13 protein-coding genes are annotated in these 15,439 nt (G+C 67.6%); 3 read left to right on the top strand and 10 right to left on the bottom strand.

The window, feature by feature from the left end; translation table 11 throughout:
- Positions 1 to 272: 272 nt before the first annotated feature.
- The 5 genes from GO999_RS07965 to phaC all read right to left on the bottom strand — a co-directional run bounded on the left by GO999_RS07965 (position 273) and on the right by phaC (position 6,341).
- Positions 273 to 1,253 carry a tRNA dihydrouridine synthase gene (locus GO999_RS07965; RefSeq protein ID WP_011001577.1) on the bottom strand — a complete coding sequence of 327 codons (981 nt, stop codon included), beginning with the start codon at positions 1,251 to 1,253 and terminating at the stop codon, positions 273 to 275.
- 230 nt (positions 1,254 to 1,483) lie between these two features.
- Complete coding sequence (phaR, locus tag GO999_RS07960) at positions 1,484 to 2,038, bottom strand: polyhydroxyalkanoate synthesis repressor PhaR (RefSeq protein ID WP_011001576.1); 555 nt, start codon at positions 2,036 to 2,038, stop codon at positions 1,484 to 1,486.
- 382 nt (positions 2,039 to 2,420) lie between these two features.
- On the bottom strand, positions 2,421 to 3,161 hold the full coding sequence (locus GO999_RS07955) for a 3-ketoacyl-ACP reductase (protein WP_011001575.1): 741 nt from the start codon (positions 3,159 to 3,161) through the stop codon (positions 2,421 to 2,423).
- A 119-nt stretch (positions 3,162 to 3,280) separates the two neighbouring features.
- Positions 3,281 to 4,462, bottom strand: a complete 1,182-nt coding sequence (locus tag GO999_RS07950) for an acetyl-CoA C-acetyltransferase (RefSeq protein WP_011001574.1) — start codon at positions 4,460 to 4,462, stop codon at positions 3,281 to 3,283.
- 82 nt (positions 4,463 to 4,544) lie between these two features.
- The gene (gene phaC, locus GO999_RS07945) at positions 4,545 to 6,341 is read right to left on the bottom strand and encodes a class I poly(R)-hydroxyalkanoic acid synthase (RefSeq protein ID WP_011001573.1); all 1,797 of its coding nucleotides are present in this window, start codon (positions 6,339 to 6,341) and stop codon (positions 4,545 to 4,547) included.
- Between the two features lie 281 nt (positions 6,342 to 6,622).
- Here phaC and GO999_RS07940 point away from each other — a divergent pair, with 281 nt between their 5' ends.
- Complete coding sequence (locus tag GO999_RS07940; RefSeq protein ID WP_016721791.1) at positions 6,623 to 6,853, top strand: hypothetical protein; 231 nt, start codon at positions 6,623 to 6,625, stop codon at positions 6,851 to 6,853.
- 39 nt (positions 6,854 to 6,892) lie between these two features.
- On the opposite strand, the gene pgeF is transcribed toward GO999_RS07940, so the two are convergent.
- A complete protein-coding gene (gene pgeF, locus GO999_RS07935; protein ID WP_019718721.1) occupies positions 6,893 to 7,696 on the bottom strand; it encodes a peptidoglycan editing factor PgeF in 804 nt (267 codons plus the stop codon).
- Positions 7,680 to 8,792, bottom strand: a complete 1,113-nt coding sequence (locus GO999_RS07930) for an RluA family pseudouridine synthase (protein WP_211906724.1) — start codon at positions 8,790 to 8,792, stop codon at positions 7,680 to 7,682. The genes pgeF and GO999_RS07930 overlap by 17 nt, the downstream gene beginning before the upstream one ends.
- A gap of 15 nt (positions 8,793 to 8,807) precedes the next feature.
- Between GO999_RS07930 and bamD the strand changes: the two genes are divergently transcribed.
- The gene (gene bamD, locus GO999_RS07925; protein ID WP_016721789.1) at positions 8,808 to 9,641 is read left to right on the top strand and encodes an outer membrane protein assembly factor BamD; all 834 of its coding nucleotides are present in this window, start codon (positions 8,808 to 8,810) and stop codon (positions 9,639 to 9,641) included.
- Positions 9,642 to 9,718: 77 nt separating this feature from the next.
- Here the strand turns inward: bamD and yoaA are convergent, their stop codons facing one another.
- The 3 genes from yoaA to GO999_RS07910 form a co-directional block, all read right to left on the bottom strand.
- On the bottom strand, positions 9,719 to 11,845 hold the full coding sequence (gene yoaA / locus GO999_RS07920; protein WP_118872189.1) for a DNA repair helicase YoaA: 2,127 nt from the start codon (positions 11,843 to 11,845) through the stop codon (positions 9,719 to 9,721).
- Between the two features lie 79 nt (positions 11,846 to 11,924).
- Positions 11,925 to 12,128, bottom strand: a complete 204-nt coding sequence (locus GO999_RS07915) for a DUF465 domain-containing protein (RefSeq protein WP_011001567.1) — start codon at positions 12,126 to 12,128, stop codon at positions 11,925 to 11,927.
- 39 nt (positions 12,129 to 12,167) lie between these two features.
- On the bottom strand, positions 12,168 to 12,887 hold the full coding sequence (locus GO999_RS07910) for a hypothetical protein (protein ID WP_049842184.1): 720 nt from the start codon (positions 12,885 to 12,887) through the stop codon (positions 12,168 to 12,170).
- Positions 12,888 to 13,056: 169 nt separating this feature from the next.
- Here GO999_RS07910 and GO999_RS07905 point away from each other — a divergent pair, with 169 nt between their 5' ends.
- Positions 13,057 to 15,396, top strand: coding sequence for a Tex family protein (locus GO999_RS07905; protein ID WP_211906723.1), 2,340 nt, complete (start codon positions 13,057 to 13,059; stop codon positions 15,394 to 15,396).
- Positions 15,397 to 15,439 lie beyond the last annotated feature (43 nt).

Raw genomic sequence — 15,439 nt, 5'->3', positions numbered from 1 at the left:
GGTCAACCGTATCTTTGTATCGAATTTGTACCGAGAACAGTGACGCTCCGATCACCGCATCTCCCACAAGGCAGCGTTCAACTCCCGAGTTTTCCAAGTCTGGCGCGGCGTTTGACCGCTGAACTGGGGAGTATAGATTCGTTGCGTTAAGGGCAACCGAGGCTGACGAACCCCACCTTGGGGCTCTGGGTACTGACGTCGGACATGGGAACAACCTGATGTGGGGAGAGGATCTGTGCCGCGCGCGCGTGGCAGCGGCGCGGACGCGCATTTTACCCTGCCGGCGCGCTCTGCTGGCCAATCCGGGCCAGCGCATGTTCGATCACGCCCAGGATCTCCGCGGAGTCCTGCAGACGGCGGATCGCGTCGTGCAGCTCCGCCGCCTGCGGCCAGGTCCGCTTCAGGTAGCCGAGCCACAGCTTGACGCGGCCATGCTCGTGGTGGATGGCGATGCGCGCGCGCAGCTTCTTGAGGTAATCGGCGAGGCAGCCCAGCACGAGCGGCCATTCCGCGTCGGACGGCTGCCGTGCCATCTGCCCGCGGATGCGCAGGGCGAGGAACGGATCGGACACCGCGCCCCGCCCGATCATCACGTCGTCGCAGCCGCTCACCGCCCGGCACCGCGCCCAATCGTCGACGGTCCAGACTTCGCCGTTGGCGACCACGGGCACGCGCACGGCATCGGCAATCCGCGCGATCCAGTCCCAGTGGGCCGGCGGCCGGTAGCCGTGGTCACGCGTGCGGGCATGCACGACCAGCGAAGCCGCCCCGCCCTCCGCCAGCGCGGTCGCGCATGCGATGGCCAGCGAGGTATCGGAGACGCCGAGCCGCATTTTGGCGGTCACGGCAATCCGGGCGGGAACCGCGGCACGCACGGTGGACACGATCCGGTGCAGCAGCTCGGGCGTGGCCAGCAGCATGGCGCCGCCGCCGTGCCGGTTGACGACCTTGGCCGGACACCCGAAATTCAGGTCGATGCCATGCGGCGAGACGGTGGCGGCCTGCGCGGCGTTCCGGGCCAGCCACTCCGGGTCGCTGCCGAGCAGCTGGATCACCATCGGCGTGCCGCTGGCGGTGTAGCCGCCGTTGCGGATTTCCGGGGTTTCCCGCTCGTAGGTGCGCGCGGGAAGCAACGAGCCCGTCACCCGGACGAACTCGGACACGCATCCGTCGTAGCCGCCGACGCTGGTCAGCACGTCGCGCATGACAAAGTCCGCAACCCCTTCCATCGGGGCGAGCAAGAGCCGGCTCATGCGAAAGCGAATGCCGGCCGGCGCTGACGCCGGACGCTGACGTCGGACATGGTGACAACCGTGAAGAGGAGACAAGGATCTGCGGGAACGGGCGCCACGCCCATGCACCGCCGCTGCGGACGCGCATTCTACCGTGCCGCCGCCCCGCGCACGGCGCCCTATGCGCGCCCCAAACAAAAAGGCGAACCGCCATGCGATTCGCCTTGTCTGCCGGACCTGCCGCCGCGGGATTACTTCTTGTCGGTCGGCTGGTTGAACGGGAAGGTCCCGAACATGTTCTTGGCCTGGTTCTGCATCTGCTCCTGCATCTGCACGAACAGGTTCTTGCTCTGCTCGATGTAGTTGCTCATCATGCCCTGCATCATCGGCCCCTGCATGTTCATGAACTGCGACCACATGTCGGGGTTGAAGGTGTTGCCGCTGTAGAGGTCCTTCGAATTCTCGGCCAGCTTGCTCTGGATGTCGACGAACGCCTGGATGTTCTTTTCCAGGTACGTGCCCATCATGCCTTGCATGGCATTACCGTAGAAGCGGATGATCTGCGCCAGCATCGAACCGGAGAACATCGGCACGCCGCCGGTCTCCTCTTCCAGGATGATCTGCAGCAGGATGCTGCGGGTCAGATCCTCACCGCTTTTCGCGTCGACCACGCGAAATTCCTCGGTTTCCATCACGAGCTGCTTGACGTCTGCCAGCGTGATGTACGTGCTGGTCTGGGTATCGTAGAGCCGGCGATTGGGATATTTCTTGATCAGCCGTTCGGCGCCCTTCTTGCTGGTGGCCATCGTGCCTTTCCATGGTGGCGATGCTGCTGCGATGCAGCCGATGCAGTGCGAAATCGGTGCAGCAAAACGCGCGGCCGCGCGGCTGGACCGATCTGCGTGCGACTGCGGCAACGCAGCGGCATCCGGTTATGATCGGACGCCCCGTGTCTCCTCCGGAGCGCCTCCGTGATTCGATTCTATGCGGATCGCCCGGTAAAGAAAAGGCGACCTCCCCCGGTAGAAACCCGCAGCATTTCGGCACGCGAAAGCGCTTGGAAAACAGCACCGGCGGGCGTGCACCTGCCCTGCTGCGGCGCATCCAAGCGGCGCAGCACCGGAGGGAAAAAACGGGAAAAATTGCTGCACCCATGCTGCAGCATCGCCGCAGCATGGGTGCGGGCGGTCAGCCCATGTGCAGGCCGCCGTTGAGCGAAAAGTCCGCGCCGGTCGAGAAGCCGGATTCCTCGGAAGCCAGCCAGGCGCAGATCGAGGCGATCTCATTCGGATCGCCCAGGCGCTTGACCGGAATCGTGCCGATGATCTTGTCGAGCACGTCCTGCCGGATCGCCTTCACCATGTCGGTGGCGATATAGCCCGGCGACACGGTGTTGACCGTCACCCCCTTGGTCGCCACCTCCTGCGCCAGCGCCATGGTGAAGCCGTGCAGGCCGGCCTTGGCGGTGGAGTAGTTGGTCTGGCCGAACTGGCCCTTCTGGCCGTTCACCGACGAGATGTTGACGATGCGGCCCCAGCCCCGGTCGACCATGCCGTCGATCACCTGCTTGGTCACGTTGAACAGCGACGTCAGGTTGGTGCCGATCACCGCGTCCCAGTCCGACCGGGTCATCTTGCGGAACACCACGTCGCGGGTGATGCCGGCATTGTTGATCAGCACATCGACCTCGCCGACTTCGGCCTTGACCTTGTCGAACGCGGCCTTGCTCGAATCCCAGTCCGCGACGTTGCCTTCCGAGGCGATGAAATCGAAGCCCAGCTCGCGCTGCTGCTCGAGCCATTTGTCCTTGCGCGGAGAATTCGGGCCGCACCCCGCGACGACGATGAAATCGTCGCGCGCCAAGCGCTGGCAAATCGCCGTACCGATCCCGCCCATGCCGCCGGTGACGTATGCGATGCGTTTGGTCATGTCTGCTCCTGATCGTTGTTGTTGGCGCCGCCCGGTGCTTGCCGGATGGCGGTGCTTCAGTGTCTGGGGCCGGCGCGCGGCGGGCTCATTCCACCGCGTGCCGGTTCTTCACGCAAAACTCACGGGCGCTCGACCGCCAGCGCCACACCCATGCCGCCGCCGATGCACAGCGAGGCCAGGCCCTTCTTCGCGTCGCGCTTCTGCATCTCGTGCAGCAGCGTCACCAGGATGCGGCAGCCCGACGCGCCGATGGGGTGACCGATGGCAATCGCGCCGCCGTTGACGTTGACCTTGGCGGTGTCCCAGCCCATCTGCTGGTGCACGGCCAGCGCCTGGGCGGCAAACGCCTCGTTGATCTCCATCAGGTCCAGGTCGCCCACCGACCAGCCGGCGCGCGACAGGCAGCGCTTGGAAGCCGGCACCGGGCCCATGCCCATCACCTTCGGGTCCACGCCGGCATTGGCGTAGGCGCGGATGGTGGCCAGCGGGGTCAGACCCAGTTCCTTGGCGCGGGCGGCCGACATGACCACCACGGCGGCGCCGCCGTCGTTGAGGCCCGAGGCATTGGCGGCCGTCACCGTGCCGGCTTTGTCGAATGCCGGCTTCAGGCCCGTCATCGATTCCAGCGTGGCGCCATGGCGGACGAACTCGTCCTGCGCGAAGGCGATCGGGTCGCCCTTGCGCTGCGGAATCAGGATGGGAACGATCTCGTCATTGAAGCGGCCGGACTTCTGCGCGGCTTCCGCCTTGTTCTGCGAAGCCACGGCGAATGCGTCCTGGGCCTCGCGCGTGATGCCGTACTGCTTGGCGACATTCTCGGCGGTGATGCCCATGTGGTACTGGTTGTAGACGTCCCACAGCCCATCCACGATCATCGAGTCGATGAGCTTGGTGTCGCCCATGCGGAAGCCGTCGCGCGAGCCGGGCAGCACGTGCGGCGCGGCGGACATGTTCTCCTGCCCGCCGGCCACGACGATGTCGGCATCCCCCGCGACGATGGCGTTGGCGGCCAGCATCACGGCCTTCAGGCCCGAGCCGCACACCTTGTTGATGGTCATGCCCGGCACCATGTCGGGCAGGCCGGCCTTGATCAACGCCTGGCGCGCCGGGTTCTGGCCCGAACCCGCGGTCAGCACCTGGCCCATGATGACTTCGCTGACCTGATCCGGCGCCACCTTGGCGCGCGACAGCGCTTCGCGGATCACGGCCGCACCCAGCTCAGGCGCGGGGATTTTCGCCAGCGAACCGCCAAACTTGCCCACGGCGGTACGGACCGCCGATACGATCACTACATCGGTCATTTGCTTTCCTTCCACGATCTCAAAAAGGTTGGGGGAAGCGCTGTCCGCGCGCAATCCGCGCCACGGCGTGGCGCGCGCGCTATTACGCTTTCTGTTTGACGTAGCGGCCCGGTGCCGGCTCGATCACCGGATGGTCCGCATTGCCGTAGTGCTTGGGAGCGGCCTTCTGCGCCCCGGCGTGCTTGGCCAGCCACGCGGACCAGTCCGGCCACCAGCTGCCCGGATGCTCCTTCGCGCCGTCCAGCCAGGCCTGGGCCGAATCCGGTAGCCCGGCGTTGATCCAGTGCGCGCGCTTATTGGCCGCCGGCGGGTTGATGACGCCCGCGATGTGCCCCGAGGCGCCCAGCACAAAACGCCGCTCGCCCTTAAGCAGCTGCGTCGAAGCATAGGCGGATTTCCAGGGGACGATGTGATCTTCGCGCGAACCGTAGAGATAGACGGGCACCTCGATCCGGCCGAGATCGACCGGCTCGCCGCAGACCGTCAGCCTGCCCGGCGCCATCAGGTCGTTCTGCAGGTACGTGTGGCGCAGGTACCAGCAGTACCACGGGCCGGGCAGATTGGTGGAATCGCCGTTCCAGTACAGCAGGTCGAACGGCGCGGGCGTCTTGCCCTTCAGGTAGTTCTCGACCACGTAGTTCCACACCAGGTCGTTCGGACGCAGGAAGGAGAACGTGTTCGCCAGCTCCACGCCGCGCAGCAGGCCGGGGCCGGCCGGGGCCGCGCTGCCGATGGTCTGCTCGCGCATCTCCACCTGGGCCTGGTCCACGAACACGTCGAGGATGCCGGTGTCGCTGAAATCCAGCAGCGTGGTCAGCAGGGTCAGGCTGGCCGCCGGATGCTGGCCGCGCGCGGCCAGCACCGCCAACGCCGTGGAGAGGATCGTGCCGCCCACGCAGAAGCCGAGCACGTTGATCCGGTCCTGCGCGGCAATCTCGCGGGCCACCCGGATGGCCTCGATCGCGCCGCCCTCGATGTAGTCATCCCAGTTGCGCGCGGCCATGCTGGCATCCGGGTTGCGCCACGACACCAGGAACACCGTATGCCCCTGCTCCACCGAGTAGCGCACCAGCGAGTTGGCCGGCTGCAGATCCAGGATGTAGTACTTGTTGATACAGGGCGGCACCAGCAGCAGCGGGCGGGCATGCACCTTGGCCGTCAGCGGCTTGTACTGGATCAGTTGGAAGTAGTCGTTCTCGAAGACCACCGCACCTTCGCTGTTGGCGACGTTGCGGCCGATCTCGAACGCGGTCTCGTCCGTCTGCGAGATCTTGCCGCGTTCCATGTCCTGCAGCATGTTGAGGATGCCGGCGCGCAGCGACTCGCCGCGCGACTCGATCAGTTGCTTCTGCGCCTCGGGGTTGGTCGCCAGGAAGTTGGACGGCGACATGGCGGCGGTCCATTGCGACACGGCAAAGCGCACGCGCTCGCGCGTCTTGGCATCGGCCTGCACGGCATCGGCCATGTCCATCAGCGTGCGCGCATTGAGGACATAGAAGGCCGCGGCATAGCCATACAGCGGACTCTTGCGCCAGGCGTCGTTGGCAAAGCGGCGGTCGGAGGGGGCCACGGTCTCGGCGCTGTCGCCGGCGCTCATGTGCCCCCAGATCTGGAGCCACGCTTCGAGGTACTTCTGCTGGATCTCGGCCAGCCGCTCGGGCGGGATCAGCGCAAACGGCATCGCGCCCTCGCCCGTCGGCATGCCGCCAGCCGGTCCGAACCCGGTGGAGCCCGGTGCGCCGGACTGCGCGAACGCCCCCGCCATGGACTGCCACTGCCTGAACTGCTCCGCCCACTGGGCAGGATCGGCCAAGCCATGCCACGCTGGCTGGGCCTGGGATCCGGTTGCATGGGAAGATGCCTTGTGACGCGATGCCATAGTGTCCTCGATGCGGGCGACGATGCCGACCCGGCTGAATATAGGGCGTCCGTCGCAGTTGCGGGGCATTGTTGCCTCGCGATTTCACGGCTGTCAATCAGACGGCGTCGGACACCTGCCGCAACGCGAGCACTGGCGCGGGTTTCGAGCGGATACACCATCGCGGCCACCCCGCAATGGCTAAGTGAAGCATCAGGCTATGTGCCTGCCGGCGCGATTTCGTGCGAGACTGCGCCGTTGCGCCGGCGGCGGGCACGTCCGCCCCGCCCCGCCGCCATTCCATGTACATCGTTGCCATCGCCTGGCTCTACGTCGTCCTGATGATGTCCCTGACGGAGCAATCGTGGATTGCCGGCATCGGCACGTTCATCCTGTACGGCGTGGCGCCGCTGTCGCTCTTTCTCTGGCTCGCGGGCACACCGGCCCGCAAGCGGCGCCGCAAGGAGCAGGAGCGGCAAGCGGCCGGGCAATCCGCGCACGGCAACCCGCACGGCGGCGACGGCCCGCCCTGACGCTCGACTGGCCCACGCAAGCCGGATGCCCCGGCCACATCAGGCCGCCCGCCAGATCAGCGTTGCCATGCGCCCGGTCGTACGGTCGCGCCGGTAGGAGTAGAAGCGCTCGACATCCGTCATCGTGCACAGGCCGCCGCCATGGACATCACGGCAGCCCGCGCGGGCAAGGCGCAGCCTCGCCAGGGCGTAGAGATCCGCCAGGAACTTGCCATCGGCCGCCCCTTCGGCGAAAGCCGCGCGGGTCGCCGGCAGCTCGTCGGGCCGGGCGGCGTCGATGAAGGCCTGGCGCACCTCCGCACCCACCTCGAAGCAATCGGGGCCGATCGCCGGACCGAGCCAGGCCAGCCAGGTCGGGTCCGCCTCCTGGCCACATGCGCGCAGGGCATCGGTCATGCGCTCGACCGTCTGCTCGATCACGCCCGAACACAGGCCCCGCCAGCCGGCGTGCGCCGCCCCCACCGTCACGCCGCGCGCGTCGCACAGCAGCACGGGCAGGCAATCCGCCGTCATCACCACGCACACGCGCCCCGGCGAAGCCGCAATCGCCGCGTCGGCGACCACCGGCGCGGGCAGCGGCTGATCCAGATCGGCCACCACGGTGCCGTGCACCTGCTCCATCCACGCCGGCTCGGCCGGGAGCACGGCGCGCAGCAGCCGGCGGTTCTGCGTGACGGCATCCGGCCCGTCGCCCACGTGCCGGCCCAGGTTGAGGCCGCCGGGCAGTCCGCCGGCCAGCCCATAGGGTCCCGTGCTGACCCCGCCCTGCCGCGTGGTCGACAGCGCGCGCACGGACGGCGGCGCCGGCCAGTCCGGGACAATCCAGTCAGACGAGATCGACATCGGGGTCCATCTCCAGTGCGTCCATCAGTTCGGCCAGGTCGTCGGGCACACCGGCATGCCAGTGCACCGACTGGCCCGACGCGGGATGCACCAGCCCCAGGCGCACCGCATGCAACGCCTGCCGCGCAAACGGTGCCGGCAGCGGCGCCTTGATCGTCTGCGGCCGGCCCCGGCGGAAGTTGCGCGTATAGACCGGGTCGCCCAGCAGCGGGTGGCCCTCGGACTCGAAGTGCACGCGGATCTGGTGCGTGCGCCCCGTTTCCAGCTGGCACTGCACCAGCGACACCTGCGCGCGCCCGAGGTCGACCACGTCCAGCATCTTGAAATGCGTGCGCGCCGGCTTGCCGCTGGCGGTCTCGATGATGGCCATGCGGGTGCGGTCGCGCGGGTCGCGCCCGATCGGGGCATCGATGGTGCCGGCCTCGGGCGTCTCACCCCAGACCAGCGCCAGGTAGGTCCGCTTGACGGTGCGGGCCTGCAACTGGCGTACGAGATCCGTCTGCGCGGGCAGCGTGCGGGCGACCACCATCAACCCGGAGGTCTCCTTGTCGAGCCGGTGGACGATCCCCGCGCGCGGCAGGCCGGCCGCCTGCGGATAGCGGTGCAGCAGCCCGTTGAGCACGGTGCCGCTCCAGTTGCCGGCAGCCGGGTGGACCACCAGGCCGGCGGGCTTGTTGATCACCAGCAGCGTGTCGTCTTCATAGACGACATCCAGGTCGACGGGCTCGGCGACGAAGGCGTTCTCGTCGTCGGCGCGCTGCGGGACGACCTCGATGCGGTCGCCGCCGCAGACCGCCGCGCGCGGCCGCACCGCAGCCCCGCCCACGCGCACGGCGCCGGCGTCGATCCATTGCTGCAGGCGGCTGCGGGAGTAATCGGGCAGCAGCTTGGCGAGCGCCTTGTCGAGCCGCTCGCCGTGCAGCGCCTCGGGAATCTCCACGATGATGGGTTCGATGGCCTGCCCCGCGCCGGGCGCGGACAGGTCGAGCGCCTCGTCGTCGAGCGTATCGTCGGCGTCTTGCGAGGCGGCTGGGAGGTCGGCCACTGCGTCGTCGGACACAGGGCTTGGGCTATAATGCTTGATGCGATTTTTCATTCAGACAAGGTGCCCATGTCGGTCACGAGCATGAAGCTGGCGCGCATTCGCGCGCGAATCGGAGCGGTATTGGCGGCGGGCGTTGCATGCCTCGCGATCTCGGCCTGCGGCATCATGCCGGAACAACAGGACGAGACCGCAGGCTGGTCGGCCAACAAATTATATTCGGAAGCGAAGGACGCGCTCGACGGCGGCGACTACAGCAAGGCCGTCAAGTACTACGAAAAGCTCGAGAGCCGCTATCCGTTCGGGCCCTTTGCCCAGCAGGCGCAGATCGAAACCGCCTACGCCAATTACAAGGACGGCGAAACCGCCGCCGCGCTGGCTGCGGTCGATCGCTTCATCCAGCTGCACCCGAATCACCCCAGCGTCGATTACGCCTACTACCTCAAGGGCCTGATCAACTTCAACGACAACCTGGGCTGGCTGGGCCGCTTCTCCAACCAGGACCTGAGCGAGCGCGATCCGAAGGCGGCCCGCGCCGCCTACGATGCGTTCAAGACGCTGATCACGCGTTTCCCGAACAGCAAGTACGCGCCGGACGCCGCGCAGCGCATGCAGTACATCGTCAACGCGATGGCCGAGCATGAAGTGCAGGCCGCCCGCTACTACTACCGCCGCGGCGCCTACCTGGCCGCCACCAACCGCGCGCAGGAAGCCATCAAGGATTACGATCGCGCGCCGGCCGTGGAAGAAGGGCTGTACATCATGATGAAGTCCTACGAAGCGCTTGGCATGAAAGACCTGCGCGACGACACCGAGCGCATCATCAAGCAGAACTATCCGAACAGCGATTTCCTGCTGTACGGACAGCGCAAGAAGGCCAAGCCGTGGTACCAGTGGTGGTAAGCCACGCGTGAACAGCGCCATCGCGCAATCAGGAAGCCCGGTCGATTGACCGGGCTTTTTTTCGCCCGCGCGCGGCGTCAGGCGGAGGTGTCGGCCGGAAACGCCGCCGATTCAGCCTGACCCAGCGAACGCAGGAACCCCGCCGCCGTGTCCGCCTCGCGGGTGCGCTTGAACGGCGGCAGGCTCTGCCAGATCTGCCGCCCATACGACTTCTCCACCAGGCGCGGATCGCAGATCATCAGCACGCCGCGATCGCTCTCGGAGCGGATCAGCCGGCCCGCGCCCTGCTTGAGCGTGATGACGGCATGCGGCAACTGATGGACGGCGAACGGGCTCAGGCCCTTCTTTTCCAGCGCTTCCATCCGGGCGCTGAGCACCGGATCGTCGGGCGGCGCGAACGGCAGCTTGTCGATGACGACCAGCGACAGCGCCTCGCCCCGCACGTCCACGCCTTCCCAGAAACTCTGGCTGCCGACCAGCACCGCGTTGCCGAGCGCGCGGAAGCGCTCGAGCAGTTCCGTGCGGCTGGCCTGGCCCTGCACCAGCAGCGGAAAATCCCAGCCGCGCTGCGCGAACTCGTCGGTCAGCCGCTCGGCGGCGCGGTTGACGGCGCGCAGCGTGGTGCACAGCACGAAGGTCTTGCCGCCGGCCGCTTCGATCATCGGCAGGGCGGCGTCGAGCACCGCATCGGTGAAGCGCGGATCGCTCGGCTGCGGCAGATCGCGCGGCACGTACAGCAACCCCTGCGATGCGTAGTCGAAGGGACTGTCGAGCGTCATCGACCGGTCACGGTCGAGGCCCAGCTGCGCGGCGTAGTGCGTGAAATTCCCGCGCACGGAAAGCGTCGCCGACGTGAAGATCCAGGCGCGCGGCTGCCCGGCCCGCTGGCGCGAGAAGATCGGCGCGATCGACAGCGGCGTCAGGTGCAGCTGCACGGCATTGGCGAAGACTTCGACCCAGCGCACCCGCTCATCGACGGGTGCCTCGGCCTCGAGCGCCGCCTCGCCATCGGCCTTGGCGGCCGGCGCCGGCCTGGGGGCGGCCCAGGCCTCGAGCTTGTCGCACAGCGCCACCGCGCGGCGATGGCATTGCTCGATGGTCTCGGCGCGCTCGGCCTGCGCCTCCAGCGCACCGGTAAAATCGGACAGCGCCTGCTCCAGCTTGGGCAGGACTTCGTAGAACGGCTTGCTGAGCGCCGCATCGCTATCGATCTGCTTCATCGACAGGCGCGCGCCGTCCTGGCGGAATACCAGGCGCAGGTCGCGCGCGGCGCGCTCGAGCGGCGCGGCGATGGCCACCCAGTCCACCGCATCGCGCGCATGCGACAGCCCCTCGGCCACGCTGTCCCGCGCCAGTTCCAGCAACTGGTTGGTGGAGATCGTCTCGCCGAAGAACAGCGTCGCGGTCTCGGGCAGCTGATGCGCTTCGTCAAAGATGACGGTGTTCGCGGCCGGCAGCAGCTCGGCCATGCCGGTGTCCTTGAGCATGACATCGGCGAAGAACAGGTGGTGATTGACGACCACCATGTCGGCCTGCTGCGCCTCCTTGCGGGCGCGCATGACGAAGCAGTCCTTGTAGTACGCGCACTCCGAACCGAGGCAGTTGTCGCGCGTGGACGTGACCAGATTCCACACCGGCGCGTTCTCGGGCACGGCGGAAAGCTCGGCCTTGTCGCCCGTCTTGGTGGTCTTGAGGAAGCGGTTGATCTCGCGCAGCCACGCCGCGTCCTGCCGCGACGACAGCCGCCCGTTCTGCGACGTGCGCTCCAGGTGGTAATGGCAGACGTAGTTGGCCCGCCCCTTCAGCAGCGCCACCGACACCGGTGCATTCAGGGCCTTGCGCACGGTCGGGATATCGCGCAGGAACAGCTGGTCCTGCAGGTTCTTGGTCCCGGTGGACAGGATCACCTTGCCGCCCCACAGCATCGCCGGAACGAGGTAGGCGTAGGTCTTGCCCGTGCCGGTGCCCGCCTCGACGATCAGCGAATCCGCCGCCTCGATGGCATTCGCCACCGCCTGCGCCATCGTCAGCTGCGATGTGCGCGGCCGGTACGACTCGATGCCCTGCGCCAGCGTGCCGTCATCGGCGAACAGCGTCGCCAGTTCGGCATGGTGGAGGTCGGTGGGCGGCGCGTCGGGAAGCGCGGCGGCATCGCCATTGCCGGCATCGGCCGACGGCTCGGCGAGTGGGGAAAGCGAAGTCAAGGAAGAAGCGTCCTGGAGGGCGGATGGCGGACGCCGCACGTGGCGGCGGCGTCCCAGGATCGGGCGATCGGGGCAACGCTCAGGCGGGCACGTCCGGCTCAAGCTGCAACTGTAGCAGCGTAATGGTGTCCTTGAGCTTGAGACGGCGTTTTTTCAGACGGCGCAACTGCAGTTCATCGTGGTCGGGCTCGGCCGAGAGCCGGTCGATCAGAAAATCGAGATCGCGGTGCTCGATCTGCAGCTCGATGATGCGACGCGAGATCGTGTTCAGGTCGCTATCCATCCATCCTCCCGAAATCACCCGCCTAAGCCAAGGTCAAGTTTAGAACCCCAGCGGGCTGGTGTTGCTCTTGTTTTGCTCGTTGCGGCGCTTGCTCTGCTCGCGGCGCTCTTCCAGCTCCTTCTGGCGCTGCTGGGCATCCTGCTGCTTCTGTTGATACAGCTTCGCGTTCTCGGCGCGCTTAGCCGCGTTGGCGGCCCCCTGCGCCTGCGCGGCCTTCAGCCTGGCGTCGTAGTCGGACTGCTTCTGGGCATGGGCCTGGGCATTGGCGGCGCGCTGCGGCGCTTCGGCCTGGCGCTGCGCTTCGTTCAGGCGCTGCTGTTCCTGCTTCTGCTCGAAATCGCCGCGGTTCTTCTGTTCGCTGGCCTCGCGCTGCGGGCGCTCGGCCTCGTACTGCGCCTGGCGGACGGCACGATCGCGATCGCGGCGCTCGGCGCGGTCGGCGCGCTCGGCCTCGTCCAGCGCCAGCTCGCGCTCACGGATGGCATGGAGTTCCGTGCGGCGCACATCCTTGGCCTTGTCGATACAGTGCGTGATGAAGAAGGTGTCGTAGCAGGCGCGCTCGGCCTGCTCATAGCGGTATTCGGCCCACGCGCGGGCGCTGCTGATGCGGTCGTGCTCCGGGCCGAAATCAGGCGGCGTATCGGCCGACGATGCGGACGCGACCGGCGCGGATGCCGCCGCCGGCTGGCTCCACGCCGGCGCCGCGCACAGCACAGCCGCCAGCGGAACCGCATGGGACACATGGAAAACACGGCGCATCACGCAGCACACACGGGCGCAACGACGGGCAAAAGACAGGAGCATAGGCATACCGCGCATTTTATCACCGCGCCTGTGCAGCCCACGCCATGCCGCGGCGGGATGCCGTCCGGAGTGGACCGCGCGTTATGGCAAAATGCGCGCCTTTCCATCGCACTCCCTGGAAGCAATGACCGATTCCGTGCTGCAAAAGATCGTCTCCCGCATCGCCGCCGAGCTGTCGGTGAAACCGCAGCAAGTCGCCGCCGCCGTGCAGCTGCTGGATGAAGGCGCCACCGTGCCGTTCATCGCGCGCTACCGCAAGGAAGCCACCGACAACCTGGACGATACGCAACTGCGCAACCTGGAAGAGCGCCTGCTGTACCTGCGCGAGCTGGAAGACCGCCGCGCGGCCATCCTGGCTTCCATCGAGGAACAGGGCAAGCTGACCGACCCGCTGCGCGCTGCCATCGAGGCAGCCGAGACCAAGCAGGTGCTGGAAGACCTCTACCTGCCCTACAAGCCCAAGCGCCGCACCCGCGCGCAGATCGCCCGCGAATGCGGCCTGGAGCCGCTGGCCCAGGCGCTGCTCGCCGATCCCACGCTCGCCCCGCAGGCCGAGGCCACCAAGTTCGTCAACGGCCAGCCGACCGCGGAAGGCGGCGTGCCCGACGCCAAGGCCGCGCTGGACGGCGCGCGCGACATCCTCTCCGAACAGTTCGGCGAGACCGCGGAGCTGCTCGGCAAGGTGCGCGACCACCTGTGGAACCAGGGCGTGATCGCCTCCACCGTGGTCGAGGGCAAGGAAACCGCCGAGGAAGAGAAGTTCCGCGACTACTACGCCTACAGCGAGCCGATCCGCAACGTGCCGTCGCACCGCGCGCTGGCGCTGTTCCGCGGCCGCAATGCGGGCGTGCTGTTCGTCAAGCTGGGCCTGGGCGAAGAGCAGGACGCGATGAGCCCGCATCCGTGCGAAACCATGATCGCGCGCCATGTCGGCATCGAGAACAAGGGCCGCGCGGCCGACAAATGGCTGTCGGACGTGTGCCGCTGGTGCTGGCGCGTCAAGGTGCAGCCGCACATCGAGACCGAACTGCTGACGCAGCTGCGCGAATCCGCCGAAGCCGAGGCCATCAAGGTCTTTGGCCGCAACCTGCACGACCTGCTGCTGGCCGCGCCCGCCGGCCCGAAGGCGGTGATGGGCGTCGACCCCGGCATCCGCACCGGCTGCAAGGTGGCCGTGGTCGATCACACCGGCAAGCTGCTGGAAACCGCCACGATCTATCCCCACGAGCCGCGCCGCGACTGGAACGGCTCGCTGGCCACCCTCGCCCGCCTGGCCAAGCAGCACGGCGTGGCGCTGGTGTCGATCGGCAACGGCACCGCCAGCCGCGAGACCGACAAGCTGGTGCAGGACCTGATGCATCACCTGGCCAAATCAGCACCCGAAATGAAGCTGACCAAGATCGTGGTGAGCGAGGCCGGCGCATCGGTATATTCGGCCTCCGAGCTGGCGGCCAAGGAATTCCCCGACCTGGACGTGTCGCTGCGCGGCGCGGTGTCGATCGCCCGCCGCCTGCAGGACCCGCTGGCCGAGCTCGTGAAGATCGACCCGAAGTCGATCGGCGTGGGCCAATACCAGCACGACGTCAATCAGCGCGAGCTGGCCCGCGCGCTGGACGCCGTGGTCGAGGACTGCGTGAACGCGGTCGGCGTCGACGTCAACACAGCCTCGACCGCGCTGCTGGCGCGCGTGTCGGGGCTCAACGCGATCCTGGCCAAGAACATCGTCGAATACCGCGACGCCAACGGCGTGTTCGCCAACCGCGAAGCCCTCAGGCAGGTGCCGCGCCTGGGCGACAAGACCTTCGAGCAGGCCGCCGGCTTCCTGCGCATCAACAACGGCGACAACCCGCTCGACCGCTCCTCGGTGCACCCGGAAGCGTATCCGGTGGTGCAGCGCATTCTCGAGCGCATCAAGAAAGGCATCGGCGACGTGCTCGGCAACCGCGAGGCGCTGCGCGGCCTGACCGCGCTGGAGTTCACCGACGACAAGTTCGGCCTGCCGACCGTGGTCGACATCCTGGGCGAACTCGAGAAGCCCGGCCGCGATCCGCGCCCGGAATTCAAGACCGCCACCTTCCAGGACGGCGTGGAAGACATCAAGGACCTGCAGCCCGGCATGGTGCTGGAAGGCGTGGTGACCAACGTGGCGGCCTTCGGCGCGTTCATCGACATCGGCGTGCACCAGGATGGGCTGGTGCACGTGTCGGCCCTGTCGACGAAGTTCGTGCGTGATCCGCACGAGGTGGTCAAGCCCGGCCAGATCGTCAAGGTCAAGGTGATGGAGGTGGACGTCAAGCGCAACCGCATCGGCCTGACGATGCGACTGACCGACGAGCCGGGCCAGGTGCCCGCGCGCAGCGGCGGCGACCGCCCCGCCGGCGGCAACCGCAACGGCGGCCAGCAGCGCCGCGCACCGGAACCCGCCGGCGCCATGGCCGCGGCGTTCGCCAAGCTCAAGCGCTGACGCCCTGCCCGCCCCGTGGTCAACGGCCCGCCCGGTCTTCGGA

The sequence above is a fragment of the Ralstonia nicotianae genome (assembly GCF_018243235.1).
GTDB lineage: Bacteria > Pseudomonadota > Gammaproteobacteria > Burkholderiales > Burkholderiaceae > Ralstonia > Ralstonia nicotianae.
This window is presented reverse-complemented; position numbering and strand designations above follow the sequence as displayed.